Source organism: Ruegeria sp. K7 (assembly GCF_056531785.1).
The window spans coordinates 131,494-156,112 of record NZ_JBQFMJ010000004.1 but is presented as its reverse complement, the minus strand read 5'-3'; the positions used below and the strand labels follow the sequence as shown (position 1 = coordinate 156,112).

Annotated in this window: 27 protein-coding genes, 1 other RNA gene and 1 riboswitch; of the genes, 15 read left to right on the top strand and 13 right to left on the bottom strand. The window is 59.6% G+C overall.

Translation table 11 applies throughout. The features are described 5' to 3' along the window. Positions 1-110: 110 nt before the first annotated feature. Complete coding sequence (gene pdxR, locus ACR0FE_RS09600) at positions 111-1,571, bottom strand: MocR-like pyridoxine biosynthesis transcription factor PdxR (RefSeq protein ID WP_480912627.1); 1,461 nt, start codon at positions 1,569-1,571, stop codon at positions 111-113. Between the two features lie 136 nt (positions 1,572-1,707). On the opposite strand from pdxR, the gene ACR0FE_RS09595 reads away from it, so the two are divergent. Both ACR0FE_RS09595 and ACR0FE_RS09590 read left to right on the top strand, forming a co-directional pair. Continuing rightward, a complete protein-coding gene (locus tag ACR0FE_RS09595; protein WP_170807456.1) occupies positions 1,708-2,016 on the top strand; it encodes an ArsR/SmtB family transcription factor in 309 nt (102 codons plus the stop codon). Continuing rightward, complete coding sequence (locus ACR0FE_RS09590; protein ID WP_480912626.1) at positions 2,009-3,040, top strand: permease; 1,032 nt, start codon at positions 2,009-2,011, stop codon at positions 3,038-3,040. Before ACR0FE_RS09595 ends, ACR0FE_RS09590 begins: the two co-directional genes overlap by 8 nt. 55 nt (positions 3,041-3,095) lie before the next feature. Here the strand turns inward: ACR0FE_RS09590 and ACR0FE_RS09585 are convergent, their stop codons facing one another. Next, entirely contained in the window at positions 3,096-3,485 is a 390-nt protein-coding gene (locus ACR0FE_RS09585) for a hypothetical protein (RefSeq protein ID WP_170614293.1), read from the bottom strand. A 53-nt stretch (positions 3,486-3,538) separates the two neighbouring features. Next, positions 3,539-4,300: a DUF1013 domain-containing protein gene (locus ACR0FE_RS09580; protein WP_170807341.1), complete on the bottom strand. Its 762-nt coding sequence runs from the start codon at positions 4,298-4,300 to the stop codon at positions 3,539-3,541. Between the two features lie 130 nt (positions 4,301-4,430). On the opposite strand from ACR0FE_RS09580, the gene ACR0FE_RS09575 reads away from it, so the two are divergent. Next, complete coding sequence (locus tag ACR0FE_RS09575) at positions 4,431-5,072, top strand: ribonuclease T2 family protein (RefSeq protein WP_480912625.1); 642 nt, start codon at positions 4,431-4,433, stop codon at positions 5,070-5,072. On the opposite strand, the gene ACR0FE_RS09570 is transcribed toward ACR0FE_RS09575, so the two are convergent. From ACR0FE_RS09570 to ACR0FE_RS09550, 5 genes are all read right to left on the bottom strand, one after another. Then, complete coding sequence (locus ACR0FE_RS09570) at positions 5,069-5,557, bottom strand: hypothetical protein (protein WP_480912624.1); 489 nt, start codon at positions 5,555-5,557, stop codon at positions 5,069-5,071. The genes ACR0FE_RS09575 and ACR0FE_RS09570 overlap by 4 nt on opposite strands. Positions 5,558-5,678: 121 nt before the next feature. Further along, positions 5,679-6,242: a histidine phosphatase family protein gene (locus ACR0FE_RS09565; protein WP_480912623.1), complete on the bottom strand. Its 564-nt coding sequence runs from the start codon at positions 6,240-6,242 to the stop codon at positions 5,679-5,681. Between the two features lie 67 nt (positions 6,243-6,309). Then, positions 6,310-6,903 carry a recombination mediator RecR gene (gene recR / locus ACR0FE_RS09560; RefSeq protein ID WP_170614298.1) on the bottom strand — a complete coding sequence of 198 codons (594 nt, stop codon included), beginning with the start codon at positions 6,901-6,903 and terminating at the stop codon, positions 6,310-6,312. A 61-nt stretch (positions 6,904-6,964) separates the two neighbouring features. After that, positions 6,965-7,309: a YbaB/EbfC family nucleoid-associated protein gene (locus tag ACR0FE_RS09555; RefSeq protein ID WP_170328851.1), complete on the bottom strand. Its 345-nt coding sequence runs from the start codon at positions 7,307-7,309 to the stop codon at positions 6,965-6,967. Positions 7,310-7,404: 95 nt separating this feature from the next. Further along, positions 7,405-9,165, bottom strand: a complete 1,761-nt coding sequence (locus ACR0FE_RS09550) for a DNA polymerase III subunit gamma/tau (protein WP_480912622.1) — start codon at positions 9,163-9,165, stop codon at positions 7,405-7,407. 170 nt (positions 9,166-9,335) lie between these two features. Between ACR0FE_RS09550 and ACR0FE_RS09545 the strand changes: the two genes are divergently transcribed. Beyond that, a complete protein-coding gene (locus ACR0FE_RS09545) occupies positions 9,336-9,839 on the top strand; it encodes a protein-tyrosine phosphatase family protein (RefSeq protein ID WP_480522807.1) in 504 nt (167 codons plus the stop codon). A gap of 1 nt (position 9,840) precedes the next feature. On the opposite strand, the gene ACR0FE_RS09540 is transcribed toward ACR0FE_RS09545, so the two are convergent. Further along, entirely contained in the window at positions 9,841-10,248 is a 408-nt protein-coding gene (locus ACR0FE_RS09540) for a hypothetical protein (protein ID WP_170679526.1), read from the bottom strand. Positions 10,249-10,335: 87 nt separating this feature from the next. Further along, positions 10,336-10,556: riboswitch (cobalamin riboswitch) on the bottom strand. 165 nt (positions 10,557-10,721) lie between these two features. On the opposite strand from ACR0FE_RS09540, the gene ACR0FE_RS09535 reads away from it, so the two are divergent. Then, positions 10,722-11,630: an alpha/beta hydrolase family protein gene (locus ACR0FE_RS09535; RefSeq protein ID WP_480912621.1), complete on the top strand. Its 909-nt coding sequence runs from the start codon at positions 10,722-10,724 to the stop codon at positions 11,628-11,630. Here ACR0FE_RS09535 and ffs read toward each other — a convergent pair. Together ffs and ACR0FE_RS09525 are read right to left on the bottom strand one after the other, a co-directional pair. Next, an RNA gene (gene ffs / locus ACR0FE_RS09530) (signal recognition particle sRNA small type) lies at positions 11,630-11,728 on the bottom strand. The genes ACR0FE_RS09535 and ffs overlap by 1 nt on opposite strands. A 39-nt stretch (positions 11,729-11,767) precedes the next feature. After that, on the bottom strand, positions 11,768-13,648 hold the full coding sequence (locus ACR0FE_RS09525) for a bifunctional 2',3'-cyclic-nucleotide 2'-phosphodiesterase/3'-nucleotidase (protein WP_480912620.1): 1,881 nt from the start codon (positions 13,646-13,648) through the stop codon (positions 11,768-11,770). A 177-nt stretch (positions 13,649-13,825) separates the two neighbouring features. On the opposite strand from ACR0FE_RS09525, the gene nudC reads away from it, so the two are divergent. Genes nudC through ACR0FE_RS09510 form a run of 3 tightly spaced genes read left to right on the top strand, consistent with a single transcriptional unit; the run spans position 13,826 to position 15,825 of the window. Next, positions 13,826-14,809 carry an NAD(+) diphosphatase gene (gene nudC / locus ACR0FE_RS09520; RefSeq protein WP_480912619.1) on the top strand — a complete coding sequence of 328 codons (984 nt, stop codon included), beginning with the start codon at positions 13,826-13,828 and terminating at the stop codon, positions 14,807-14,809. Between the two features lie 38 nt (positions 14,810-14,847). Continuing rightward, complete coding sequence (locus ACR0FE_RS09515) at positions 14,848-15,315, top strand: SRPBCC family protein (RefSeq protein WP_480912618.1); 468 nt, start codon at positions 14,848-14,850, stop codon at positions 15,313-15,315. A gap of 21 nt (positions 15,316-15,336) precedes the next feature. Continuing rightward, positions 15,337-15,825 carry an N-acetyltransferase family protein gene (locus ACR0FE_RS09510; protein ID WP_480912617.1) on the top strand — a complete coding sequence of 163 codons (489 nt, stop codon included), beginning with the start codon at positions 15,337-15,339 and terminating at the stop codon, positions 15,823-15,825. A 248-nt stretch (positions 15,826-16,073) separates the two neighbouring features. Here ACR0FE_RS09510 and hemC read toward each other — a convergent pair whose 3' ends face one another. Continuing rightward, a complete protein-coding gene (gene hemC, locus ACR0FE_RS09505) occupies positions 16,074-17,033 on the bottom strand; it encodes a hydroxymethylbilane synthase (RefSeq protein ID WP_480912616.1) in 960 nt (319 codons plus the stop codon). A gap of 107 nt (positions 17,034-17,140) precedes the next feature. On the opposite strand from hemC, the gene hemE reads away from it, so the two are divergent. Then, positions 17,141-18,175, top strand: a complete 1,035-nt coding sequence (gene hemE, locus ACR0FE_RS09500; protein ID WP_170614307.1) for a uroporphyrinogen decarboxylase — start codon at positions 17,141-17,143, stop codon at positions 18,173-18,175. 82 nt (positions 18,176-18,257) lie between these two features. Here the strand turns inward: hemE and ACR0FE_RS09495 are convergent, their stop codons facing one another. After that, a complete protein-coding gene (locus ACR0FE_RS09495; protein ID WP_480912615.1) occupies positions 18,258-19,346 on the bottom strand; it encodes a CaiB/BaiF CoA transferase family protein in 1,089 nt (362 codons plus the stop codon). A gap of 160 nt (positions 19,347-19,506) precedes the next feature. On the opposite strand from ACR0FE_RS09495, the gene ACR0FE_RS09490 reads away from it, so the two are divergent. The 6 genes from ACR0FE_RS09490 to ACR0FE_RS09465 all read left to right on the top strand — a co-directional run bounded on the left by ACR0FE_RS09490 (position 19,507) and on the right by ACR0FE_RS09465 (position 24,616). Further along, on the top strand, positions 19,507-20,025 hold the full coding sequence (locus ACR0FE_RS09490; RefSeq protein WP_480912614.1) for an SRPBCC family protein: 519 nt from the start codon (positions 19,507-19,509) through the stop codon (positions 20,023-20,025). A gap of 69 nt (positions 20,026-20,094) precedes the next feature. Continuing rightward, complete coding sequence (locus ACR0FE_RS09485; protein ID WP_170614310.1) at positions 20,095-21,024, top strand: ABC transporter ATP-binding protein; 930 nt, start codon at positions 20,095-20,097, stop codon at positions 21,022-21,024. Continuing rightward, positions 21,021-21,782 carry an ABC transporter permease gene (locus ACR0FE_RS09480; RefSeq protein WP_170614311.1) on the top strand — a complete coding sequence of 254 codons (762 nt, stop codon included), beginning with the start codon at positions 21,021-21,023 and terminating at the stop codon, positions 21,780-21,782. Before ACR0FE_RS09485 ends, ACR0FE_RS09480 begins: the two co-directional genes overlap by 4 nt. A 104-nt stretch (positions 21,783-21,886) precedes the next feature. Beyond that, a complete protein-coding gene (locus ACR0FE_RS09475; RefSeq protein ID WP_170679545.1) occupies positions 21,887-22,684 on the top strand; it encodes a S49 family peptidase in 798 nt (265 codons plus the stop codon). A 168-nt stretch (positions 22,685-22,852) separates the two neighbouring features. Continuing rightward, positions 22,853-23,815 carry a calcium/sodium antiporter gene (locus ACR0FE_RS09470; protein WP_170807353.1) on the top strand — a complete coding sequence of 321 codons (963 nt, stop codon included), beginning with the start codon at positions 22,853-22,855 and terminating at the stop codon, positions 23,813-23,815. 21 nt (positions 23,816-23,836) lie between these two features. Next, entirely contained in the window at positions 23,837-24,616 is a 780-nt protein-coding gene (locus tag ACR0FE_RS09465) for an SDR family oxidoreductase (RefSeq protein WP_480912610.1), read from the top strand. Positions 24,617-24,619 lie beyond the last annotated feature (3 nt).

Here is a 24,619-nt window from a genome sequence, read left to right as displayed (position 1 = left end):
AGTCGGGCCGGATCACTCGCCAAAAATAGGTACCGCCGGTACCCTGTCGCACCGTTGGCGTCCTTGGGGCGTTGGAGATACAGGGGGATTCTGTTTGAAAGCCAGTCGTCTTAATACGCGCGGATTGCGTCGGCAATCAGCTTGATACCCGGGGATATGCGATCCGAAGTGATTGACGAATATCCGAGGCGGTAAAAGTTCTGCGGGCGGTCCGGTCCGGAAAAGAATGGCTCGCCCGGTTCGATATGTACGCTTTGGCTTTGCAGGTTGCGCGCAAGCTGTGTCGCATCCACATGGTCGGGTGCCGACATCCATATCGATGATCCGCCCAACATACCGCGACCGGCAACCGTCAGGCCGTATTGTTCTACGGCTTTCTCAAGGGCGTCCCGCCTTTGGGAAAGCGCGTTCGACATGCGTCGGATCTGCGCGTCATAGTGCCCGAGCGACAAGAAATAGGCGGCCGTGCGCTGGATGTGGCCGGGTGGGTGGCGCAGAACCAGCGATCTCAGGGCGCGGGCTTCGCGAATGAAGGGCTCGGACCCGACCATGTAGCCCAGGCGCAAACCGGGAAACAAAGATTTCGAGAAGCTGCCGACGTAGATTACGCGCCCGTCCCGGTCCATGGATTTCAAAGCGGGTGAGGGCGCGCCCAGAAAGGACATCTCGAATTCGTAATCGTCTTCGACGATCATCGCGTTCAGTTGGCGCGCCCTGTTCAGCAGTTCGCCCCTTCGAGACACCGGCATGGTCGCGGTGGTCGGGCTTTGGTGACTTGGCGTGGTGAAGATGACGTCCGTATCGTCGGGGATGATGTCCGGCGAAAGGCCGTCCCGGTCGACCTTCAGCGGTGTGAGCTGACACTCGGAGTGGCTCAACAGTTCGCGGAGGGCGTAATAGCAGGGGTCCTCGATCGCCGCCTTGCGTGTTTTGTTCAGCAGTATACGCGAGGCCAGCCAAAGCGCGTTCTGGGCGCCCAGCGTGATCAGAATCTCTTCTGGGCGCGCCGCGATTCCCCGGCGCGGCAAGGTATGACGGGCAATAAACTCGATCAGAAGGGGATCATCCTGATCCACATAGTCGCCGGTCAGCGAGGCAAAATCCTTGTGACCCAGCGCCCGCACGGCGCACAGACGCCAGTTTGCGTGATCGAACAGGGTTCGGTCTGCCTGGCCGTAGATGAAAGGATACCGGTAATCGCGCCAGTCGCTGGGCTTGGGAAGGACATCGCCTTCGGAGAACCGGCGCGCCAGCGCGGTATTCCAGTCAACATTTTCAGCCCCACGCTGAACCGGAGTGTATTTTGGCGGCACCGGTGCGTTGTTTGAGACGTAATACCCGGACCGCCCTTTTGCAGTCAGGTAGTCATTTGCCAGAAGCTCGGTGTAGGCCAGAGTCACCGTGATCCGGCTGACGCCCAGATGCGCGGCAAGTTTGCGGGACGAGGGCAGTTTTTCGCCAACGTGGAACCGCCCTGACAAGATGCCTTCGGCAATCATCTGCTGGATTTGCGCCTGCAGCGTGCCCTGTCCGTTCAGCTCAAGAAAGAATGTGTCGACCGATATCCCCATAGGGCCTTATAGAGTGGACTTAATCGCGGGGCAATCTGGACTTAACATCTTGTGGCACGATTTGGCAAAAATCTGTTGACACGATGAAACCATAAACCTAAATAACTAGAAAATTAGTTTAATAGAGGTGATGAAAATGTGGGAAACCGCTGCTGCAGGGTTTTCAGCCATGGGGTCCGAGGCCCGGCTGAAAGTTCTTAAGACCCTGGTCCGCGCCGGGCAGGCGGGCCTGACCGTGGGCGAAATCCAAAGTCGCACGGGCATTGCGCCATCGACGTTGGCCCATCATCTGCGGTTCCTTGCCGCTGGTGGTGTCGTGGAACAGGAAAAGATCGGGCGCACCACGATTAACCGCGCCTGTTTCGATGAGCTTCGGGATCTTGCCCAGTTCATTCTGAGTGAGTGCTGCATGGACGAAGTGGGAAAGGCCGCGAACGATGGCTGAACTGACACAAAATCCGAAGGTACCGGCCAGATCCGTCGCCGATCTGATTAAAACGCCCTGGGCAGTGATCGTGGCGCTTCTTGCAACCGTCGCTGTTCTGGATTCCGGAAACTGGACCGAGGTGGTAACGTTTGCCGGCAAGGCGCTGGCCCATACCGGTCAATACATCCTGTTTGCCGTGTTGCTGCTGTCCTATCTCAAGGCAACAGGGGCCGAGGTCATGGTGGCACGGGCCTTCGAGGGGCGCGAGACACGAATGATCTTTCTGGCCGCCTTGTTTGGTGGCCTGGCTCCGTTCTGCTCGTGCGAGGTCATCCCGTTTATCGCCGGACTTCTGGCCCTGGGCGCGCCTTTGTCGGCCGTTATGGCCTTCTGGCTCAGCTCACCCCTGATCGATCCGCCAACGCTGTTGATCACGGCCGCGGCACTGGGGTGGCCGTTTGCCGTAGGCAAAGCCGTTGCGGCAGTGGCGCTAGGGCTGTTCGGCGGGTTCGTGGTGCGCGCCCTGATGCGCAACGGCGCCTTCTCGCAGCCTCTGCGTGAATACAAACCCGCCGGTTGCTGCGGCTGCGGCCCGAAGAAGGACGACAAACCGGTCTGGCGTTTCTGGCAGGACCCGGATCGCCGCGTGCGCTTCCGGTCCGAGTTTGTGCACAATGGTGTGTTCCTGCTCAAATGGCTGGCGCTGGCCTATGTGCTCGAGGCGCTTCTGGTTAGCTATGTACCGGCTGACATGATCGCCCGGGTTGTCGGTGGTGACGGTGTCCTGCCGATCGTGATCGCGGCGCTGGTTGGCATGCCTGCCTATCTGAATTCCTACGTCGCACCGCCGCTACTGGCCGGCCTGACCGAGCAGGGGATGAGCGCGGGTGCCGCCATGTCCTTCATGGTCGCAGGCGCAGTCAGCTCGATCCCGGCAATGGCCGCGGTCTGGTCGCTGGTCAAACCCCGTGTCTTTGCTACCTATCTGGGTCTGGGGATCAGCGGTGCAATCATCGCCGGAATACTGTTCGAGATGATCTGAAAATGAAAAACCGCCCGGCGTTCAGGCCGGGCGGTTTCAATTAGATCGTGGCGGCTCAGCCAGCCTCGCAATATCGTGGTAATTTGAACCGGTACCGCGCCTCGCCGCTTTCCACATAAACCCGCTTTTCGACGCAAGCGCTGGTGCCAACTGATTGTGCAATCGGAGCTTCGGTCGACGTTATCGATGCCGCTGAACCATCCGGCAGGCGCACCGACGCCACGACGCCGTTCTTCAGATCGCCATTGATCGGCGAAGCGGACAGAACATCGGCGACAAAAAACGAGTCGTGTTCGTGCACGCCGTCGTCATTCAGGATCAGCAAACCTGCCGTTACGGCGATGAGGGCCAGCACACCGGCGATGGCCAGACCCTTCGTCTGGACAAAAGCATAGATGGATACAGCGCGATGCGGGCCAAAAATGGCTGACAGTACGTTCAGCATGGTTCTTCCAAAAAAGCAAAACCCCGGCCAGTCGGGCCGGGGTCACACGTCAATTATGGGCGAAGATCGTCTTCATCCTCTTCCTCGCCACCACCCTTGGGCAGGTTGAAGAAGCTGTCGGCGTCCACGATCGGTTCGTTCTCTTCCTTGTCATCGCTGTCATCGGACAGCGAGAAGGTCTCGAGACCCTCGATGGCAGTCGGGATCTTGGGCGCGGCGTCCATTTCCAGAGACTGCTCGGTCGACACCAGCCTGCGGCGTTCGTCGTCGCTCATGACGCCGCCTTCGGCGGCTTTCTTGGCGGCGGCCTTCTGAACGATCGCGTCCAGCTCGGACTGTTTGCACAGGCCCAGCGCAACCGGGTCGATCGGCTGCATGTTGGCGATGTTCCAGTGGGTACGCTCGCGGATCGACTGGATGGTCGGCTTGGTGGTGCCGACCAGCTTGGCGATCTGACCATCGCTGAGTTCTGGGTGGAATTTGACCAGCCACAGGATCGAGTTCGGGCGGTCCTGACGCTTCGACAGCGGGGTATAGCGCGGACCACGGCGCTTTTCCTCGCCCGAGGCGGCGGGATTGAACTTGAGCTTCAGCTTGTGCAGCGGATTGTTCTGCGCCGAGTCGATTTCTTCCTGGGTAAGCTGGTTGTTGGCGATGGGGTCGAACCCTTTGACGCCAGCAGCAACATCGCCATCCGCGATGCCCTGCACTTCAAGCTCGTGCATTCCTACGAAATCAGCGATCTGCTTGAAGCTGATCGTGGTGTTGTCCACCAGCCATACGGCTGTTGCCTTGGCCATAAGCGGTTTTGCCATCAGCCCATCTCCTATAAATACATCTTTCCCGTCGCCGGAATTCGGCGGCCCCTTGGTGTTGGGGCAGGTTTCCGTTGTCGGGGAACTTGGCCCGTATATAGTCGCGGGAAGGCAAGAAGGGAAGAGGCGAATGCGCCAAGGAATTGCGGGGCTGGTTTTGTGGGTGTTCGGTTCAATGGCGGCGCTGGCCGATGGCGAAAAGGCGGGTGAGTTCGACTATTACGTACTGGCGCTCAGCTGGTCGCCCAACTGGTGCGCCCGCGAAGGCGATGCGCGCGGATCGGACCAATGCGATGCGCGGCATGATCACGGCTGGATTTTGCATGGTCTCTGGCCGCAATACCATCAGGGTTGGCCAGCCTACTGCCGCACGCCAGAGTCACCGCCAACGCGCCGCATGACCCGGGAAATGGAAGACATTCAGGGCAGTTCCGGTCTGGCGTGGCATCAGTGGAAAAAGCACGGCACCTGTACGGGCCTCAGCGCGACTGACTATTTCGCATTGTCCCGCCAAGCCTATGAGCGCGTTGAACGCCCACCGGTGTTTCGTAAACTGGATGCGTCGGTGAAACTGCCCGCCTCGGTCGTTGAGGACGCGTTTGTGAAAGCAAACCCCGGTCTTAAACGCGATATGATCACCGTGACCTGCAAACAGGGTTACATCGAAGAGGTCCGCCTGTGTCTGTCGCGCGACCTGAAACCGGTGCCCTGCGGACGGGATGTGATCCGCGATTGCACCGCCAAGGACGCCTTGTTCGATCCGATTCGTTAGAGCTTCTTGTTCTGGCAGTCCCGCGCATACTCCAGCGCCTTGGCCGTGCCTTTGAGGTCGATTGCCATCACACGCTCACCTGCCGGGTTGTAGACAGTCATGGTTCTGTTCTGCGCAATCGCGTTTACAAAGTTGCGGTCGGTGAAAAACACCGTCCCCCCTGGCACGCGATCCTGCCTGAACCCGATGGCGGTGGCGTCAAAGCTCTTGCCGTCCAGATCGAACCGGATCGGATAGTTTTTCCCCGGTTCGATATCGCCCCATGCCTTGTTATAAACGGTGAAGTATCCGCGATCGCCCAACGCGTCATAGCCCAGCCGCACGACCGACAGATCCTGATAGATCGTCTGGATCAGGCACCCGTTGCCAAGTGCGGGGTCCATCATGATGTTCCAGCCCTCGACAAAGCCTTTGTCGACAAGTTGTTGTGCCATAGCGGAGATTGCGGTGAAGGCTGCAAAGGTGAAGGCGAGAAGGCGGGTCATCGAGGAATGCTCCAGCTAAAATGGTAGTGTTTGGATATCCTTAGCGCAGTTTTGCGCATAACCAAAGGCTGTGATCCGAAAGCGTGCAGCAGGCACGTGTCGGATAATAATGCGGCCGCCTCTACAGAAGTATCGTTTCCGTACCGTTGGAAAGATGGAAGACACACCCTTGTGTGCGAGGCAGCTTAAGCAGGCCTTCCTGATCCAGGCCCAGCCAGATCCCCCTTAGCACCAAAGAAGTTACACCGTGGGTCACAATGATTGAGGGCTCCTCTTGCTCATCCAGAAAGGATCTAACTCTCGCCGATATCTCCTCAAAGCTCTCACCGCCAGGGCTGCGAAAAAACCACAAATAGCTTTCGTAAGCGTAGTCGATCTGCGACCTGATGACGTTCTTGGTTACACCTTCCCATTGGCCAAATGCGATTTCCTGCAGGCGGTGGTCAGTTTCCTGTTGCAGATGGGGTGCAATCGCGAGCCGAGCCGTGTGCTGCGCGCGCTCCTGCGGGCTGACGACGACCCGAGACGGTGTGTTCGGAATGCCGCTCAGAATTTGGTTTTGAGTGCGCGCCTGCGCCTTGCCCGTTTCGGTCAGCGGAGAGTCCTTGCGGCCTTGAAATTTCCCAAGAGTATTCCACTCGGTTTCGCCGTGTCGCAGTACGAATAGATCGGGATATCTGCTCATAAGTTACGCACTACTCTGGAAAATCAAAGGATGATTCAAAAATGTTCTCGGGGCAGGTTCTGTGACCTTACAGTTCTTTCCGCGCCCTCAGCGCCGCCGTGATCGTCCCGTCGTCCAAATAATCCAGCTCACCCCCAATTGGCACACCCTGCGCAAGTGAGGTCAGGCGGACCTGTCCCTCCAACTGGTCGGCAATGTAGTGGGCGGTGGTCTGTCCGTCGACTGTGGCGTTCAAGGCAAGGATGATCTCAGTGATGCCCTCGGCCGTCACGCGGTCTTTGAGGCGGGGAATGCGCAACTCGTCCGGGCCGACACCGTCCAAGGCCGAAAGTGTACCGCCCAGAACGTGATAGCGGCCTTTGAAGACACCGGCACGTTCCATCGCCCAAAGATCAGCGACATCCTCGACGACACAAAGCTCTCCGGTGGCGCGGGCCTCGCTGTCGCAGATGTCACAGATGTCAGCGGTACAGACATTGCCGCAATTCAGGCATTCGCGGGCGGTGGCGGCGACCTGCTGCATTGCGTCCGACAGCGGTGTCAGCAGCAGGGCGCGTTTTCGGATCAGGTGCAGAACCGCGCGACGGGCCGAGCGCGGGCCAAGGCCCGGCAGCTTGGCCATCAGGTCGATCAGGTTGTCGATGTCGCTGTTCGAACTCACGGCCTGTCCTGTTTGGCACCGGAGGGAGCCTCCGGCGGGAGTATTTTGGAAAAGATGAAGATCAGAACGGCAGTTTGATGTCTGCCGGCAGCCCCATGCTTTCAGTCAGCTTGGCCATTTCCGCCTGAGAGCGCTCGGCGGCCTTGGTCTGCGCGTCCTTGATGGCGGCCAGGATCAGGTCCTCGACCACTTCCTTGTCGTCTCCGTTGAAGATCGACGGGTCGATGTCCAGACCTTTGAGTTCGCCCTTGGCGGTGGCAGTGGCCTTGACCAGACCGGCGCCGGATTCGCCGACAACCATGAGGTTGTTCAGTTCTTCCTGCATTTCGGTCATTTTGGTCTGCAGGTCCTGCGCGGATTTCATCATCTTGGCCATATCGCCCAGACCGCCTAAACCTTTGAGCATCGGGTTTCTCCTGTAAATCGATTTGACGCCTGAATACGAAGGGTGAATGCGTGACACAAGGGGCATGGGCATCCTCCTGTATTCCAGGCAGATGTTCAGTCCTCTTCGAACGGGTCCCATTCGTCTTCGACCTCGGGCAGAGCCTCGGTTTCGACCTTGGCGGCGCGCTGTTCCGGGGTTTCGATCCGTTTGATGCGCGCCTTGGGAAACTGCATGAGTACCGCCTGAACCAGCGGGTGTTGCTCGGCCTGGGCCCTTAGAGCGAGGTCGGCCGCGTCGCGGATTTCGGCGATCGTGGCGGCTTCGCCGTCTGCCACGATGGATACGGCCCACCGATTGCCTGTCCATCGCTGCAGCGCCGAACCCAGCCGTTGGGCAAGGTCTGTCGGGGCATGATCGGTCGGCGTAAATTCGATCCGGCCCGGTGAGTAGGACATCAGCCGCACACCGTTTTCGACCTCGACCAGCAGCTTTACGTCTCGGTTTGTCCGGATCAGTTCGACCACATGTTCGAAGGTCGGATAGCGCGCCAGAGCGGTTTGGACGTCCTGTGCCAGGGCCGCAGTCGGCGCGCCGGCAGGGCCATTCGGTGCGGAAACGTAGGAAGACCTTGCCGATGCCTGAGGTTGTACCGGGGCGTGCGAGGGTACGGCCATGCCGCCACCGGGGCCTCCGTTCGGCGTGGGTGGAGGTGCGTCCTGCAAACGTTTGATCAGTTCTTCCGGGCTTGGCAGGTCGGCCACATGGGTCAACCGAATGACGGCCATTTCCGCTGCCATCATGGCGTTTGGCGCAGCTGAGACCTCTTCGAGCGCTTTCAGCAGCATTTGCCACATGCGGGTCAGGACACGCATCGGCAGGGCTTCGGCCATTTGCTGACCGCGTGCGCGTTCGTCGGGCGAAACGGTCGGGTCCTCGGCGGCGTCTGGCGTGATTTTGACCACGGACACCCAATGGGTGATTTCGGCCAGGTCGCGCAGCACGGCAAGCGGATCGGCGCCCTCGGCGTACTGAGCGCTTAGCTCTGTCAGAGCCCCCGCCGCGTCGCCCCGTAGGATCATGTCCATCAGGTCCAGGACGCGGCCCCGATCCGCCAGACCCAACATCGCCCGGACCTGATCGGCACTGGTTTCACCCGCCCCGTGCGAGATCGCCTGATCCAGCAGCGAAGTTGCATCACGCGCCGAACCCTCGGCCGCCCGGGTGATCAGCGCCAGTGCGTCCTCTGCGATCTGGGCGCCCTCGGCGGCAGCGATCTTGTTCAGAAGCCCGATCATGTCCTCGGGTTCGATCCGGCGCAGGTCGAAGCGTTGGCAGCGCGACAGGACCGTCACCGGAACCTTGCGGATTTCGGTAGTCGCGAAGATGAACTTCACATGCTCGGGCGGTTCCTCAAGTGTCTTGAGCAGCGCGTTGAACGCGCTGGTCGAGAGCATGTGAACCTCGTCGATGATATAGATCTTGTAGCGCGCGCTGGCAGCACGATAGCGGACGCTGTCTATGATTTCGCGAATATCGTTCACGCCGGTGCGGCTGGCGGCGTCCATCTCCATCACGTCGACATGGCGGCCTTCCATGATCGCCACGCAATGTTCGCATTGGCCGCAGGGTTCGGTCGTCGGTTTGCCGTCGCCATCGGGGCCGATGCAGTTCATGCCCTTGGCGATGATCCGCGCCGTTGTCGTTTTGCCGGTGCCGCGGATGCCGGTCATGATGAAGGCCTGCGCGATCCGGTCTGCCTCGAACGCGTTTTTCAGGGTGCGCACCATGGCATCCTGACCAACCAGGTCGGCAAAGGTTTCCGGGCGGTATTTGCGGGCAAGAACCTGATAAGCGGGGCTTGGCGTGTCGGTCATTTCTGCTCTGTCGGATTCGTATCAGAAGTGCAGCGTAGAGTGCGCCGCCGCCTGCGTCCACAGCCGGTTCGCGAAATTCATTTGGGAATGCTTCGGGATGCGCGTAAAAATGAAGGCGAAAGCATTTTTGACCGGATTCTTGTGCGTAACGATTAAGGAGGGCGCGTTGCATGTCTCAGATGATTATTCATGCGCTGCAGGTCGGAGGAGGTACTCTGGCCCTGACATCAATGCCGGGGCGTGGGGGTAAATATGCCCAGGACCTGAATGCGATTTCCGACTGGAAGCCCGGTCTTGTCATTTCAATGACGACCGAAGTCGAGATGCTGCAGGACGGCGCGCGTGACTTCGGAACCGACATTCAGGCGCGCGCCTGCCGCTGGGTCCATCTGCCGGTCGAAGATTTCGGTGCACCCCCCGACGCCGTGACCGCGCGCTGGCCCGATGTAAGCGCGGCCGTCCGCCATGCCCTGTCAGGGGGCGGGCGCATTCTGGTGCATTGCCGGGGCGGCTGTGGCCGGTCCGGAATGGTGGTGTTGCGCCTGATGGTCGAATGCGGCGAGCAACCGGGTGCAGCCCTGAAACGGTTGAGGGCGGTGCGGCCCTGTGCGGTTGAAACAGATGCACAACTGGCATGGGCCACGCAATTGATTCCGGCCAGCGCGGACCCGTAGCTTAGGCCGACAAATGTCCGGCCTGGGCCGCCACTTGGCGACCTGCCAGGGCCGAAGCTTCAAGCATGGCGCAGGGCGGGTCCGACAGAATTGCGGACGGCAGCGCACGGAACTCTGCGCAGAACATCATGTCTGCATAATCCTCCAACCTGTCGCCCGGAGTTTCCTCATTCGTTCCGCAAAACACCCGGATTTTGTCTGGCCGCGCGTGGAACCGGGCCATGCACCCTTCGGGGCAATGGGCAAGCTCGCTGCTGCCTTCAATGGCGAATTGCGGGGTTGCGGCCGGGCCGGCGCTTGCCACGGCGCGCGTCAGAGCCCGCGCCATTTGCGCCAGTGCCGGACAGGGTTTGCCGGTGCGCTGGCACACAGTGGCAGAAAATTCGTGTGTCCTTGTCTTCCAGATCATAATGCGCCCTCCGCGCGCGGCGCGGGGCAAGGATCAGGTGTGACGGGGCTATGCCATCAGGACCTGCCCGGACACCCCGCCCGAGTTTCGGTTTCAGTATCGATGGCAGGTCTCCTGACTTGCGGGTCATCGCTTTGCCGACCTTCCCAGCCTTTCGGCCAGTGGTGTTTCGGCATTGCTCACCGCTTACAGTTGCGGGGGCAGTCTCGGCCTTGGTTCCTTCCGGCAATGCCAGACAGAACCGCACCGTGTTCCCTTTTCATCCCGGCCCCTTAAAGGGCGCGGAAACCATCTCCTCATCGCTAGCGGTTGCCGGGCCCCCGAGTCAAGCGCATTGCGCGGGCCGAGGCATTTGGTCCGATGCGTGGTCGGGAAAGCGGACGTTTGGTCATGTTTGCACCGGGTTGACTTGAGCGGGCGACTGGCCTGACAGATAGGTGAACTGAACTGTTCAGTTGAGAGCGGAGCATGATATGTTGGACATACAGGAACAGGTCTTGACCGAAGACATACGATTTCCCTCCGGGACGGCTATGCTGTCGGGTCGCCTGTACCTGCCTGTTGCAGCGCCTGATATCGTAGTTGTTCTGAACAGCGCGACCGGCGTTCCCCAGGACTATTATCAGCATTTTGCCCGGTGGCTGGCGGAAGAGCAGGGCATTGCCTGTCTGACCTATGATTACCGCGATTTCGGAAAATCGTTATCGGGGCGTCTGAAGGATTCGCGTGTCACCATGTCCGATTGGGCGCTGATCGATATTCCCGCGGCCCGGGCCGAGATGCGACGGCGATTCCCAAGTGCGCGGCAGTGGACCATTGGTCATTCGCTGGGGGGTATGCTTGGGCCATTGCAATCGGATGTGGATCAGATCGACCGGATGATTTGTGTGTGTTCCGGCCTGGTTACGTTGTCGGATCATCCCTGGCCCTACCGGGGGCTGGCCGGAATCTTCTGGTACGGGCATGCGCCTTTTGCGGTTCATGTGCTGGGGTATCTGCCCGGCAAGGCCATTGGGTTTGGTTCGGACCTGCCGTCAAAGGTCTACTGGCAATGGCGAAAATGGTGCACCTCGCCGAACAGCTATCAGCCTGAAATTGGCCAAAGCCTGCCCGCAGCGACCTGGCCGCGGGCCGGTGGTCCGGTTGACCTGTTTGCGATTTCGGACGACCAGATGGTGCCTGAAAATGCGGTCTGGAGGCTGGCCGAACTATACGGCCCGGACGCCAACCGTCATGTGCTTGAACCAAAGGACTTCGGGCTGAAATCCATGGGCCACATTGGTGTTTTTACGCGCAAAAACAAAGCGGTCTGGCCGAGGTTGATCGAGTCTGCGGAGCAGCAAGTCCGTTCCGACCGGAAAGATGTGACGATTGCGGGATGAAGTGAGAGGTTGGACATCGACCCAAGCGGGGCTCGTTGTGGCTGCTTCCTTCCGGACCTGACCAGGTTGGCGAGGCGCTCGCCCGCGCCAACCTCTCAATCGTCGATATAGGGAAGTTGCGCCAGGAAGACAACCCGTCAGAGTGACAGTCTGATCCGTAGAAAGCCTTCCGGGTCATGCCCCAGCACATGCGGATCGTATGCGTCCAGTTCAGAAAGATGCTCCCTTGCTCCCGGCCCGGTTTTCAGAATCGAAGCGTGGCCGGGAAGCCGGACAAGGCTGAAGGGGAAGGGCGCAGATTGCATCGGGTCGCCCGGTAATCCCCCCGAAAGATAGTCGCGCAGGACGTCCCTGATGGGTAAGGTCGGCAGATCGATCTGCCGGGCCTGATGCGCAACTGGGAAGTGTCCGCCGCCGCTGGCCCGGTAACTGTTCAGGGCCACAACGAATTTCTGGGTGGGTTCAACAGGGATTCCACCGCAGCAAATCTCGCGGACACGGTTTGCAGCGGGATTGACCAGCATTCCGTGAGAATCAAAACGCGCCGGCTGGGAAAGATCGATCCGATAGGTCAGGCCGAACAGCACATCGAAGTTATGCCCGGCCCGTGTTTCATCGGTCAGAGTGCGGACAGTTCCTTCATCCACCTGATTGAAAATGCCCGCCGACATTTCAAGCCAGTCACGGACCATATCGCCGGTGACAAGCACGGCGCGCAGGTCATTCGGGAAAGAATGAAGATCCGAAACATTGCGTAACCGAACCTTTCCGGGCGGTACATCCGTGTAGGAACGCGGTCCCGCGCGGCCTCCGAACTTGCAGGGCGAAACAGCGGACAACAGTGGAAGCCCCCGTAGGTCTTCGTCCAGATGGAGGTTCAATGCCGCTGCCTGGGCGCTGGCGACCAGCGCGAGGCCCCGATCTGGTGCGCAAAAGCTGAAATAGCTGTGCAGGCTTTGACCGGTGTGGCCCACGGGTCTTGAGGCCAGTGCACGGGTTTCTTCGTGGCCGTAACTGAACAGATGCTGCATTCCGGGGTCTTCGGAAACCGCTTCGTTCCCGTGCCGGGAGAGAACAGGCGGAAGCTTGACCTGCTGCCCGACAACCGTCCATCGCCCGGCAGAGGTTTTCTGCACATGCAGGTCGATGATGCCAAGATGCGTCCCGGCGACGCCAGGCATGACAACCGGTTTGCCATGCACATGCCCCCGGGTTGCGTCCGTATGATCTAGCCCTTCGTGATCCTTGCCGGGAAGTGTGAGATGCGTATGGCCTGCAACAATGGCGTCGATCCCGTCGATCGCGGCCAGCGGTATGACGGCGTTCTCCAATCCGCGCGCGGGTTCCGAAGGTTCAAGGCCCGAATGCGCCAGGGCGATAATCACATCGCTGCCGTCCGTGCGCAGGGCCTCGACCGTCTTTTGCGCGGCCTCCAGAATATCTTCGAACACCACCACATCCTGAACCCGGTGCGCATTCCATTGCGCCGTCTGCGGCGGCAGGATCGACAAAAGACCCAGACGAAACGGCGTTTCGACGCCGTCAACCAGAAGAGAGCGTTTTAGTATAGCGCGGTCATTCCATTTGGCCCCGGTGGTCAATTGCCGGGCATTGCTGCAAATCACCGGGCACGGTGCGCCGTCCAGAACGCGATTCAGCGTTTGCAGGCCAAAGTCGAAATCATGGTTGCCCAGTCCGATTGCGTCATAGCCAAGTTCCCGGAAGGCCTGCATCAACACGTGGTTGTCATCAGTCTGCTCTGCCGCCCAATCACCAAATGGCGTTCCCTGAAGGGCATCTCCGTTGTCGAACAGGAAAACCAGTGCTCCGTCCTTCTGCGCTTCTTCTCTGGCAACGCGGATCAGACTGGCCGTTCGGGTGAAGCCCCGCGCCGGATCCGGTTCATCCGCGTGATAGTCGAACCCTGCCAGATTCATATGCAGATCGGTCGTGGCCAAAATCCGAATGCGACCGGCTGAAATTTGTTGGCTCTGAGATGAAACGGTGGTCGGGTACAATTTTCTACTTTGGGCAATTCAATCTAAGCCATGTTCACCAAAAGAATGAGTAAGTGCAAATAACTTGGCGCCGGTGGGACCATTCAGCGGCATTGCCACGTCCCGGTGTTCATGAATTGGCATTGCAACAACTCGGCAGTCGTGGCAGCCCTGTGCGCAACACCCTGAGGATATTCAATGAAAAACGCGGAAACAGTGACATTTGGCGGCTCGGGCCTGGATCGCGCAGCGCATCTCCGGGGAGATTCGGACAGGCTGGAACTGATGAAAACTGATCCACGCGCCGAATGCCTGCTGGTCTGGCGTGGCAAGATATTGGTGCAGGGCGAAGGTCTGGACCGGCTTGGATTGGTTGCGATGGCACATAGCCTGATGCGTGAAGGTCCCGGAGGGGTTGTGGAAGCCCCGGTATTTCTGGGCCTTCGTGAAGACGATGCACCGATTTTTGCGGCGGATATATCGGACTGGTCGGCGGATGGGCAGGATTTGTCGGATATCGGTGCTTTTGTAGACCGGTCCGAGCAGCAGCATCCGGACCTGCCGGACGGGTACGTGTTTGCCGAATTGCGCCGGATCATGACGCGGCTGAGCGCCCGCGATGCCGAGCTTGCAGCAGCGGCCAAGGCCGTTATTGGCTGGCATGAAACGCACCGGTTCTGTGCGCGTTGCGGGGCTACCAGTAAAATTGCACAGGCGGGGTGGCAGCGCAGCTGCCCCACCTGTGGCGGGCAGCATTTTCCGCGTACCGACCCTGTGGTGATCATGCTGATTACCCATGGAAACTCGGTCCTGATGGGCCGGTCTCCGGGTTGGCCCGAAGGCATGTACTCGCTGCTTGCGGGATTTGTCGAACCGGGTGAAACGCTGGAAGCCGCCGTGCGGCGCGAAGTAATGGAAGAGGCAGGCGTGCCAGTTGGTGCCGTTCACTATCTGGCCAGCCAGCCGTGGCCGTTTCCGGCCTCGTTGATGTTCGGCTGTGCGGGTGAGGCCCTGTCCCGCGAACTCAGGATTGATCCGGTCGAGATCGAAGACGCGATGTGGGTCAGCAAATCGGAAATGATGCGCGCTTTTTCCGGAGAGCATCCGGTCTTGTTGCCGGCCCGAAAAGGCGCCATTGCGCATTTCCTGCTGCAAAACTGGCTTGCAGACACTCTGGACTGACGAGACACTGAACGAAGGCAAAGGCACCGAGGGCGGACATGCAGTTTTCAGCGCGCGAAGATATCGAGGCCCCGATTGACGCGGTTTTCGACATGGTCGCGGATTTTGAGCGGTTCGAGCGGATGGCCATGCGCCGGGGTGTCGAAGTACGACGACTGAACGAACGGGCGCCGATAACCACTGGTGCCACTTGGCTGACGGATTTCAATCTGCGGGGAAAACCGCGTCGGGTCGAAATACAGATGACCGATTGCGATACCCCGTCCCGCATGTGCTTTGAGATGTCCAGCAAGGGTATGAAAGGGGTGACATCGGTTGACTTTCTTGCCCTGTCCCAACGCAAAACCCGGCTGAGTGTCGAAATGTCGCTTGCTGCGAAGTCGCTACCGGCCCGCCTGTTGCTTCAGTCCCTGAAGCTGGGACAATCGCGGTTCCGCCGACAGTTTCAGATTCGCCTGAGCGAATTTGCCCGTGAATTGGAAGAGCGGCATGCACACGGTGTATGACGGAAAACTTGCAGGCATAGATTGAGCAGCTATTCCATTCGCCCCGCCGTTGCGGACGATGCCGAGGGGTTGGCCGTCGTTCTGAAGGCCCTTGTTCTTGCCGGAGAACGCAGCAAACCATCGGATGCGGCCTTTGCGCTGTCGCATTATCTTTGCCACCCTCAGCAGATCCGGTGTTCGGTCGCCATCGACCCCCGGGGAACAGTATTGGGGTTCCAGTCTTTGAAGCTTGCAACTGCAGGCAATCCGTACAAGGTCGCTGAGGGGTGGGGCATTATTGGCACGCATATCAACCCGTCATCGGCCCGGCAGGGAATCGGACGGGCCTTGTTCAGATCCACTTTGCGGGCTGCGCAGGAAGTCGGCTTGCCTGCGATAGATGCCACCATTGGGGAAACCAATGTTGGGGGGTTGTCCTACTATGGTGCAATGGGCTTCACCGAATACCGCAGGTTGCCCGGCGCGATTTCGAAGTCGTTCACTCTGTCAGACTGCCAGTCGTTGAGCTGACTTTTTCTGATCGTATTAGCTGGTGAGGATCGTAAAACAAAATGGGCCGCTGTCAGGCTATGACAGCGGCCCTTACCGATCAGAGTTCGGGGATCGGTTTCGCCCCCTCGAAAACCACTTAAAACACCAGCAACCAGAAAATCTTTCGATACTTTCGAAACTGACCCGCCTTGCTGATCGGTATGTCACTGTAATGCCGATAAACTTCGAGGCTCACAGTGAAGCAGTTCACATTGTTAAAACTTTTTTCATTTTTTCCAGTCGAAGAAGCCCGGTCCGGCCTGTTGCAGCAGTCTCGCTGCCATCTGGCGACCCATTTCCGCACCGTCTGCAACATCTCCGGTCACATCCTCGGCGATTGATTCTGACCCGTCTGGGCGCAGGACTTCTCCGCGCAGCCGAAGTTGCCCATTCAGAATTTCGGCCAGGCTGGCGATCGGTGTCTCGCAGGAACCGTCAAGCGCCGCCAGCAGCGTGCGTTCCGCCGACATGCGCTGTCCTGTCTCGGCATGGTGGATGGCTTCGAGCATTTCAGCCGAACGGGTGTCGGACGCCCGGCGTTCGATGCTGATGGTGCCCTGCGCGATGGCGGGCAGCATGTCCTCGGGCGCAATGGCCGTGGCGGGGACGTCGTCCATCTGCAGTCGGCGCAGTCCGGCCATGGCCAGAAAGGTGCAGTCCGCCACCCCGTCGCCCAGCTTTTTCAGCCGGGTCTGAACGTTGCCCCGGAACTCGACAACCTTCAGGTCAGGCCGCCGGTTCAGCAATTGCGCCTTGCGGCGCAGCGACGACGTGCCGACCACGGCGCCATCGGGCAGGTCATGGATGGAACTCAGGTCCGGCGAGATGAAAGCGTCGCGAACATCCTCGCGCGGCAGGAACGTGTCCAGTACCAGTCCCGCGGGCTGTTCGACCGGCATATCCTTGGTCGAATGCACGGCGATGTCGATATCGCTGCGCAGCATCGCCTCTTCGATTTCCTTGGTGAACAGGCCCTTGTTGCCGATCTCCTTCAGCGGGCGGTCCGCGTCGATCATGGCGCGATTGTCGCCGGTGGTCTTGATGACCACGATCTCGAACGCCTCTTCGGGTAGATCAAACGCATCGCGCAGTCTTTGACGGGTTTCGTAGGCCTGCGCCAGCGCCAGTGGCGAGCCACGGGTTCCAATCTTCAGCGGCGATGCGGGGGTCGGCAGAGTCAATGTCATGCGCACAGCTTTAGTCGCGTCACATTGCCCTGACAATGGGGGCAGAGCTTGACAAATTGCCGCCGAAGGCAGACCCGTTGCGGCAAACCGGACGATTGGGGACAAATATGGCCGAGACAAAGAAACTGCTGCGGGCGCTGTCGGGCGAGGTACAGGACGTGCCGCCGATCTGGATGATGCGTCAGGCAGGGCGGTATCTGCCGGAGTATCGCGCGACACGGGCGCAGGCAGGGGATTTCCTGTCCTTGTGCTACAACCCCGAACTGGCCGCCGAGGTCACTTTGCAGCCGATCCGCCGCTACGGGTTCGACGCAGCCATTCTGTTTGCCGATATCCTGCTGGTGCCACAGGCGCTGGGTGCCGACCTGTGGTTCGTCACGGGTGAAGGGCCGCGCCTGTCGACCATCACGCGGCAGTCCGATTTTGACGCTCTGAAGCCGGTAGAGGACATCCACAAAACCCTGTCTCCGGTCTACGAAACGGTTCGGATTCTGGCGCGGGAACTGCCCTCCGAAACCACGCTGATCGGATTTGCTGGCGCGCCCTGGACCGTGGCAACTTACATGATTGCCGGGCGCGGGACACCGGATCAGGGCCCAGCCCATGCGCTGCGTGAAGGTGACACTGCCTTGTTCGAAGTGCTGCTGGATCGGATCACTCTGGCCACGATCGAATACCTCTCCGCCCAGATCGAAGCCGGGGCCGAGGTGGTCAAGATTTTCGATAGCTGGGCCGGGTCGCTGAAGGGTGAAGCGTTCCGCAAATACGCCCTTGAGCCCTGTCGGGTTATCACGAAGGCCATCAAGAAACGTCACCCGGGCATCCCTATCATCGGTTTTCCGCGTGAGGCAGGGGACGGTTATGTCGGTTTTGCCAAGGCCACCGGTGTGGATTGTGTCGCGTTGGATAATTCCGTGTCGCCCGAATGGGCAGCAGAATATGTGCAGGCCGATGGATGCGTTCAGGGAAATCTGGCGTCGTCGCATATGGTGACAGGTGGGCAGGCGCTGGTCGATGAGACGCGGCGGATTGTCGAGGCCTTCTCGAATGGGCCGCACATTTTCAATCTTGGGCATGGGATCACGCCGGACGCAATCCCGGACAACGTGCAACTGATGATCGACACGGTGCGCGGTCGGTAACGACGGCCAAGGGGGCCTGCCCCCTTCTTGGCCTTCGGCCAATTCATCCCCCGGGATATTTCCGGCCAGATGAAGGGGCGGATCAGCGCAGGTTGTCGAGTTCGGCCAGGATTTCCCCAGTGTGCTCACCGCGAGCAGGGCTGGGGCCGGGTTGCCAATTGGCGTTTGAAAACCGCGGCGCCGCAGCAGCCTGTAGGGTTCCGTCAACCTCCTGCCAGGTTTGGCGGGCGAGGTTCATCTCGTGGTTCTGTGCCTCTTGCGGGCTGAGGACCGGGGCAACGCAGGCGTCGGTGCCATTGAACAGGTCTGCCCAGTGATCGCGGGGTTTGTCGGCAAATATGGCGCTCAGCCGCCGCGTCTGGTCGGGCCAGAGCTGTGGCTTGAATTGTTCCTTGAAAGCCGGATCCCCGGACAGATTCAAAACGCTCAGGAAAATAGCGTAGAATTTCGGTTCGAGGCATTGAACCGAGACAAAGCCACCATCGGCGCAGCGATAGGTGCGGCTCCAATGCGGACCGTCCAGCAGGCTTTGACCGCGGGTGTCTGACAGGTTGCCGGTCTGGCTTAGGCTCATCAGCAGGTTCATCATATGGGCGGATCCGTCGTAGATCGCCGCATCGACAACGGTGCCTCGTCCGGTTCGTTGCGCATTGATCAGTCCGGCCAGAACACCGGCGACCAGATACATCGCCCCGCCGCCAATATCGCCGACCAGCGTTGCCGGTGTTTGCGGCGGGTGATCCGGAGCAGAGCCGTACCAGAGCGCGCCCGAGAGGGCGATATAGTTCAGATCGTGGCCAGCGTCGCCCGACAGCGGGCTGTCCTGACCCCATCCGGTCATGCGGCCGTAAACCAGCCTGGGGTTCCGGGCCTGGCAGATCTGCGGGCTGAGGCCCAGTTTTTCCATGACACCTGGGCGAAATCCTTCGATCAGCGCATCGGCCGAGGCGATCAGGCGTTTGGCCGTTTCAAGGTCATCGGGATTTTTGAGGTCCAGATCGATAGAGCGCTTTCCACGATCTAGCAGCGAACGTTCCGGCATTCCGGGTGTCACAGCCCCACCCTTGCGGTGAATGGTAATGACGTCCGCCCCAAGGTCCGCCAGCAGCATGGCCGCGAAAGGGCCAGGGCCAAGCGCTTCGATTTCGATGACGCGTATTCCGTGCAGCATGACTGTCCTCCGTTGTCGCGCAAAATTCCGGGAAGGCCGAAAAAATGCAAGGTCGGAGTAGCCGGGCGGGCGCGTTTCGAATCCGGCGTGCTTGCCTGCCACCACTATTCAGCGCTAGGTCTGTGAGAACCGTCAGAGAAACGACAAAGGGTCCGCGACCATGCAGATGAGTGATACCCGTGAAATCAAGGCATCGCCGGCAGAGTTGTACGCCGCGTTGCTTGACCCGGAGGTTCTGAAAGCCTGTGTCAGTGGCGCGCAAGAGGTTTCGGGCAATCCGCAGAACGGTTACGAGGCCACGGTTGTGCAGAAGGTTGGCCCGGTAAAGGCGACGTTCAAAGGCGTCATTACAATGTCGGACATGGTCGAGGCCGAGCGGTTGACCATTGCCGGTGAGGGAAAGGGTGGCGCGGCGGGTTTCGCCAAAGGCCGCGCCACGGTGACATTTCAGCCAAACGCCGAGGGCGGCACAGTTCTGAGCTATGACGTCGATGCCAGTGTCGGTGGCAAACTTGCGCAACTGGGCAGCCGTCTGATCGACGGGTTTGCCAAGAAAATGGCAGATCAGTTCTTCGTAAACCTGCAAGCGCATTTCGAAGGCCCGGCAGAAGAAACAGCGAAAGACGGGGATGGTGAAAGCGGCAAAGGGTGGCTAGGGCGCTTGACGGGCCGGGACTGATCCGTTTGTAAATGGTCTGTTCGGTAACGGCGCGGCACGGATGGGTCGCTGCCACCACAGGGAATATGTATGACCACCATTCTGTCCATCAGGGATCTGCGCAAATCGTATGCGGATGGCTTTGAGGCACTGAAGGGCGTGTCTCTGGATATCGAGCAAGGTGAAATACTGGCACTGCTGGGGCCAAACGGGGCCGGAAAGACAACTCTGATTTCAACGATTTGCGGGATAACCACGCCCAGTTCCGGGTCTGTCACGGTGGGTGGTCACGATATTCAGACAGAGTTTCGCGCCGCCCGCAGGATGATCGGTCTGGTGCCGCAGGAGATTGCGCTGGAACCGTTCGAGAAGGTCTGGAACACGGTGCGATTTTCGCGGGGTCTGTTCGGGCTGGGCCGAGACAACGCCCGGCTTGAGAAGATTCTGCGCAAGCTCTCGCTGTGGGAAAAGCGCAGAAACGCCATCCGGGAATTGTCGGGCGGCATGAAGCGGCGGGTGCTGATTGCCAAGGCGCTGGCTCATGAGCCACGCGTGCTGTTTCTGGATGAACCCACCGCCGGTGTTGATGTCGAATTGCGCAAGGACATGTGGGAGATCGTGGCCGAGTTGAAGCGGGCCGGTGTCACCATCATCCTGACCACCCATTACATCGAAGAGGCCGAGGCCATCGCCGACCGCGTAGGTGTCATCGACAAGGGTGAGCTGTTGCTGGTGCAGGAAAAGGACACCCTGATGGCGCAGATGGGGAAAAAGCAGATCGAGGTCATGCTGACCGAGCCGATCCCGACCATCCCAGACAGTCTGGCCGCGCACAATCTGGTTCTGAACGGAAGCGGGGATACCTTGGTCTACAACTACGACACGCATGCCGACAGGACGGGTATCACCACGTTGCTGAACGATGTTGCACAGGCCGGTCTGGTGTTGCGTGACGTGCAGACCCGGCAGTCGAGCCTTGAGGAAATTTTCGTCAATCTGGTGTCGGGAGAACCCGCATGAACTGGTCTGCCATTGCCGCCATCTATCGGTTCGAGATGCAGCGCTTTTTCCGCACTCTGGCGCAAAGCTTTCTGTCGCCGGTGTTGTCGACCTCTTTGTATTTCGTGGTCTTCGGCACGGCCATCGGCAGCCGCATTCAGGAGGTTGAGGGCGTATCGTATGGCGCCTTCATCGTGCCGGGGCTGATCATGCTGTCGGTGGTGATGCTTTCGATCTCGAACGCATCTTTTGGCATCTATTTCCCGAAATTCCTGGGTACGATCTACGAGCTGCTGTCGGCCCCAGTCAATTTCATCGAAATCGTGATCGGTTACGTCGGCGCGGCAGCGACAAAAGCGTTGTTCGTGGGCGTGGTGATTTTGATTACCGCTACCTTCTTTGTGGATCTCAGGATTGAACACCCATTGGCGATGATGGCCTTTCTGGTGCTGACTTGCCTCAGTTTTTCGTTGCTGGGCTTCATCATTGGTATCTGGGCCAGCAATTTCGAGCAGATGTCGCTGGTGCCGCAACTTGTGGTCACGCCATTGATCTTTTTGGGCGGGACATTCTACTCGATCTCGATGCTGCCGCCGGTGTGGCAGACAATCACCCTGTTCAATCCGGTCGTCTATCTGATTTCGGGGTTCCGGTGGTCCTTCTACGGGCTTGCGGATGTGCCCATCGTGTTTAGCCTGCTAGCCATTCTGGCCTTTACCGGGATCTGTCTGGGCATCATCGGCTGGATCTTCAAAACCGGCTGGCGCATTCGCAGCTAGGGCGTTGCATTTTTGCCCATCGGATGTGTTTATTTGGTTCACGTCGCGTTTATGGCCGCGTCCGTCTCTTGTTTACCGTCAGGCAGCACTCTACATCGGCATCCATGAAACTCAGCCTTCCGTTTGTCAAAAAGCAGCCGCTTGTGGCCGTTGTGCGTTTGTCCGGCGCGATTGGGATGGCCGGTCGTGGGTCGCTGAACGACACCACGTTGGCCCCGATTCTGGAAAAGGCATTTCGCAAGGGCAAGCCTGCTGCCGTCGCGCTTGAGATCAACTCGCCCGGCGGTTCCCCGGTGCAAAGTTCCTTGATCGGCGCACGTATCCGGCGGCTGGCGGAGGAGCTTAAAATCCCTGTTTTCGCCTTTGTCGAGGATGTCGCGGCCTCGGGCGGCTACTGGCTGGCGGCGTCTGCGGATGAGATCTTTGCCGATGACAGTTCCGTGCTGGGTTCGATTGGCGTGATTTCTTCGGGCTTTGGTGCGCATGTGTTCCTGAAACGCCAGGGGCTCGAACGGCGCGTACACACAGCGGGTCAGTCGAAATCCATGCTGGATCCTTTCGCGCCGGAAAAGAAAGAGGATGTGGCACGACTGCAGGGGTTGCTGGGTGATATCCACGATAACTTCATCACCCATGTCGTCACACGACGCGGTGACAAGCTGGATGACGCGGCGGACCTTTTCAGTGGCGAAATCTGGCTGGCCAAACGCGCGCAGGAGCTGGGGTTGATCGATGGTATTGCCCATCTAAAACCGAAGATGCAGGAGCGGTTTGGCGATAAGGTGAAATTCCGCCGCTATGGCGTCCGAAAACCGATCTGGTCCCGCTTTGGGGCCGCCGTGGCGCAGGATGCCATTGCCGGGCTGGAGGAGCGGGCGGCTTACGCGCGCTTCGGTTTGTAACGTGATCATCAAGGCCGTCACTCTTTTTCTGATCGCCATGGGTGTATTGGCGATGTTCGGAAAGCTGCGCTTTCCGGGGCAGAAGCGGCTGCAGTCCTCAAGATGTCCCCGCTGCGGGCGGTTCAGGATCGGTAAAGGCCCCTGCGCCTGCGAAAAAGGAGGGCGGTCATGACGGCATGGCTGCTATCCGGCCTCGGATTGCTGATCCTTTTGCTGGCCGGTGACGCGCTGGTTCGGGGGGCGGTGAACCTGAGTCTGCGTCTGGGCGTGCCTGCTTTGATTGTCAGCCTTACGATTGTTGCCTTTGGCACATCGGCACCGGAACTGCTGATCTCCATCAGTGCCATACTGGAAAACGCGCCCGGTATCGCACTCGGGAACGTCGTCGGGTCGAACACGGCGAATATCCTGTTGGTGCTGGGCCTTCCCGCGCTGCTTGCCACGCTTCACACCAGTGAATGCGACAGCCGCAAGAACTATGTTTTCATGTTGCTGGCCTCGGTTCTGTTCATTGGGCTGGCCTTCTGCGGCACGTTCACCGTGATCAGTGGCCTCATATTGCTGGCTGCGTTGGCCCTGATGCTGTGGCACGCGTTCCGGGAAGCCCGCGCCCATCGCAAGGCCTGTGGCGAAGCCTGCGCCGACGATGAGGAGCTGGAAGGATTGGAAGAAGCCGATCCCGAAATGCCCTATTGGAAAGTGTCGATCTTTTTGGTTCTGGGTCTGGTCGGCCTGCCGATGGGTGCGCATTTGCTGGTCGAGAACGCAACAGTAATTGCGCGGCATTACGGTGTCAGTGAAACCGTGATCGGACTGACGCTGGTGGCCGTCGGAACATCTTTGCCCGAGTTGGCGACAACGGTCATGGCGGCACTGCGCCGGCAGGCGGATGTGGCGCTGGGGAACGTCATCGGTTCGAACATGTTCAATCTGCTGGCGATTGTGGGGATTGCGACGCTGGTCGGACCGATTCCGGTTGATCCCGAATTCCTGCATTTTGATCTGTGGGTCATGCTGGGCGCATCGCTTCTGCTGATCCCTTTTGTTTTCCTCAAGCAAGACATCACACGGACCTGGGGTTTTGTCCTGTCCATCCTTTACGTGATTTATGTCATCATCCTGCTGGCGTGATCTGACGAAGAAAGGTGATCCATGACCCGAGCTCTAGTTACCGGTTCAGGCATTCGTCTTGGCCGGGCCATGGCGCTTTTTCTTGCGCGGCGGGGATATGACGTCGCGGTTCACTACGCCAGTTCGCGGGCCCCGGCAGAGGAGACCGTGGCCGAGGTTCAGGCGAAGGGGCGCAAATCCGTTGCACTACAGGCCGACCTGCTGGACGAAGCCCAGGTTCAGGCGCTGCTGCCTCGCGCGGTCGAGGCGCTGGGCGGGCCGATCACCTGTCTGGTCAACAATGCTTCGGTCTTCGAGTACGACAATATCCGGACGGCCACTCGGCAAAGCTGGGACCGCCATCTCGACAGCAATCTGCGCGCGCCGTTTGTGCTGACGCAGGCAATGGCTGCGCAGGGCCTGGAGCCTGAAACGGACGACGCGGGCGAGCCCGTTGCCACCGGTCTGATCGTCAACATGGTCGACATGCGGGTGCGCAAGCTGACGCCGGAATTCATGTCCTACACCATTGCCAAGATGGGTCTTTGGGCGCTGACACGCACCGCGGCGCAGGCGCTGACGCCCGCGATCCGCGTCAATGCGATCGGGCCGGGTCCGACCATGCAGGGCCACCGGCAAAGCGAAGGGCACTTCAAAGCGCAACGCGCCAATACTGTTCTGGAACGCGGCGCGAACCCCTCCGATATCACCGCGGCGCTGGGGTATTTTCTGGATGCCCATGCCGTAACCGGGCAGTTGCTTTGCGTCGACGGCGGCCAGCACCTTGGCTGGCGGACGCCTGACGTGCTGGGACTGGAATAGGCA

Bases quoted from the DNA above. Each gene is read 5' to 3' on its own strand.
- pdxR (WP_480912627.1), bottom strand. From the start codon at position 1,571: ATGGGGATATCGGTCGACACATTCTTTCTTGAGCTGAACGGACAGGGC.
- ACR0FE_RS09595 (WP_170807456.1), top strand. From the start codon at position 1,708: ATGTGGGAAACCGCTGCTGCAGGGTTTTCAGCCATGGGGTCCGAGGCC.
- ACR0FE_RS09590 (WP_480912626.1), top strand. From the start codon at position 2,009: ATGGCTGAACTGACACAAAATCCGAAGGTACCGGCCAGATCCGTCGCC.
- ACR0FE_RS09585 (WP_170614293.1), bottom strand. From the start codon at position 3,485: ATGCTGAACGTACTGTCAGCCATTTTTGGCCCGCATCGCGCTGTATCC.
- ACR0FE_RS09580 (WP_170807341.1), bottom strand. From the start codon at position 4,300: ATGGCAAAACCGCTTATGGCCAAGGCAACAGCCGTATGGCTGGTGGAC.
- ACR0FE_RS09575 (WP_480912625.1), top strand. From the start codon at position 4,431: ATGCGCCAAGGAATTGCGGGGCTGGTTTTGTGGGTGTTCGGTTCAATG.
- ACR0FE_RS09570 (WP_480912624.1), bottom strand. From the start codon at position 5,557: ATGACCCGCCTTCTCGCCTTCACCTTTGCAGCCTTCACCGCAATCTCC.
- ACR0FE_RS09565 (WP_480912623.1), bottom strand. From the start codon at position 6,242: ATGAGCAGATATCCCGATCTATTCGTACTGCGACACGGCGAAACCGAG.
- ACR0FE_RS09555 (WP_170328851.1), bottom strand. From the start codon at position 7,309: ATGCTCAAAGGTTTAGGCGGTCTGGGCGATATGGCCAAGATGATGAAA.
- ACR0FE_RS09550 (WP_480912622.1), bottom strand. From the start codon at position 9,165: ATGACCGACACGCCAAGCCCCGCTTATCAGGTTCTTGCCCGCAAATAC.
- ACR0FE_RS09545 (WP_480522807.1), top strand. From the start codon at position 9,336: ATGTCTCAGATGATTATTCATGCGCTGCAGGTCGGAGGAGGTACTCTG.
- ACR0FE_RS09540 (WP_170679526.1), bottom strand. From the start codon at position 10,248: ATGATCTGGAAGACAAGGACACACGAATTTTCTGCCACTGTGTGCCAG.
- ACR0FE_RS09535 (WP_480912621.1), top strand. From the start codon at position 10,722: ATGTTGGACATACAGGAACAGGTCTTGACCGAAGACATACGATTTCCC.
- nudC (WP_480912619.1), top strand. From the start codon at position 13,826: ATGAAAAACGCGGAAACAGTGACATTTGGCGGCTCGGGCCTGGATCGC.
- ACR0FE_RS09515 (WP_480912618.1), top strand. From the start codon at position 14,848: ATGCAGTTTTCAGCGCGCGAAGATATCGAGGCCCCGATTGACGCGGTT.
- hemC (WP_480912616.1), bottom strand. From the start codon at position 17,033: ATGACATTGACTCTGCCGACCCCCGCATCGCCGCTGAAGATTGGAACC.
- hemE (WP_170614307.1), top strand. From the start codon at position 17,141: ATGGCCGAGACAAAGAAACTGCTGCGGGCGCTGTCGGGCGAGGTACAG.
- ACR0FE_RS09495 (WP_480912615.1), bottom strand. From the start codon at position 19,346: ATGCTGCACGGAATACGCGTCATCGAAATCGAAGCGCTTGGCCCTGGC.
- ACR0FE_RS09490 (WP_480912614.1), top strand. From the start codon at position 19,507: ATGCAGATGAGTGATACCCGTGAAATCAAGGCATCGCCGGCAGAGTTG.
- ACR0FE_RS09485 (WP_170614310.1), top strand. From the start codon at position 20,095: ATGACCACCATTCTGTCCATCAGGGATCTGCGCAAATCGTATGCGGAT.
- ACR0FE_RS09480 (WP_170614311.1), top strand. From the start codon at position 21,021: ATGAACTGGTCTGCCATTGCCGCCATCTATCGGTTCGAGATGCAGCGC.
- ACR0FE_RS09475 (WP_170679545.1), top strand. From the start codon at position 21,887: ATGAAACTCAGCCTTCCGTTTGTCAAAAAGCAGCCGCTTGTGGCCGTT.
- ACR0FE_RS09470 (WP_170807353.1), top strand. From the start codon at position 22,853: ATGACGGCATGGCTGCTATCCGGCCTCGGATTGCTGATCCTTTTGCTG.
- ACR0FE_RS09465 (WP_480912610.1), top strand. From the start codon at position 23,837: ATGACCCGAGCTCTAGTTACCGGTTCAGGCATTCGTCTTGGCCGGGCC.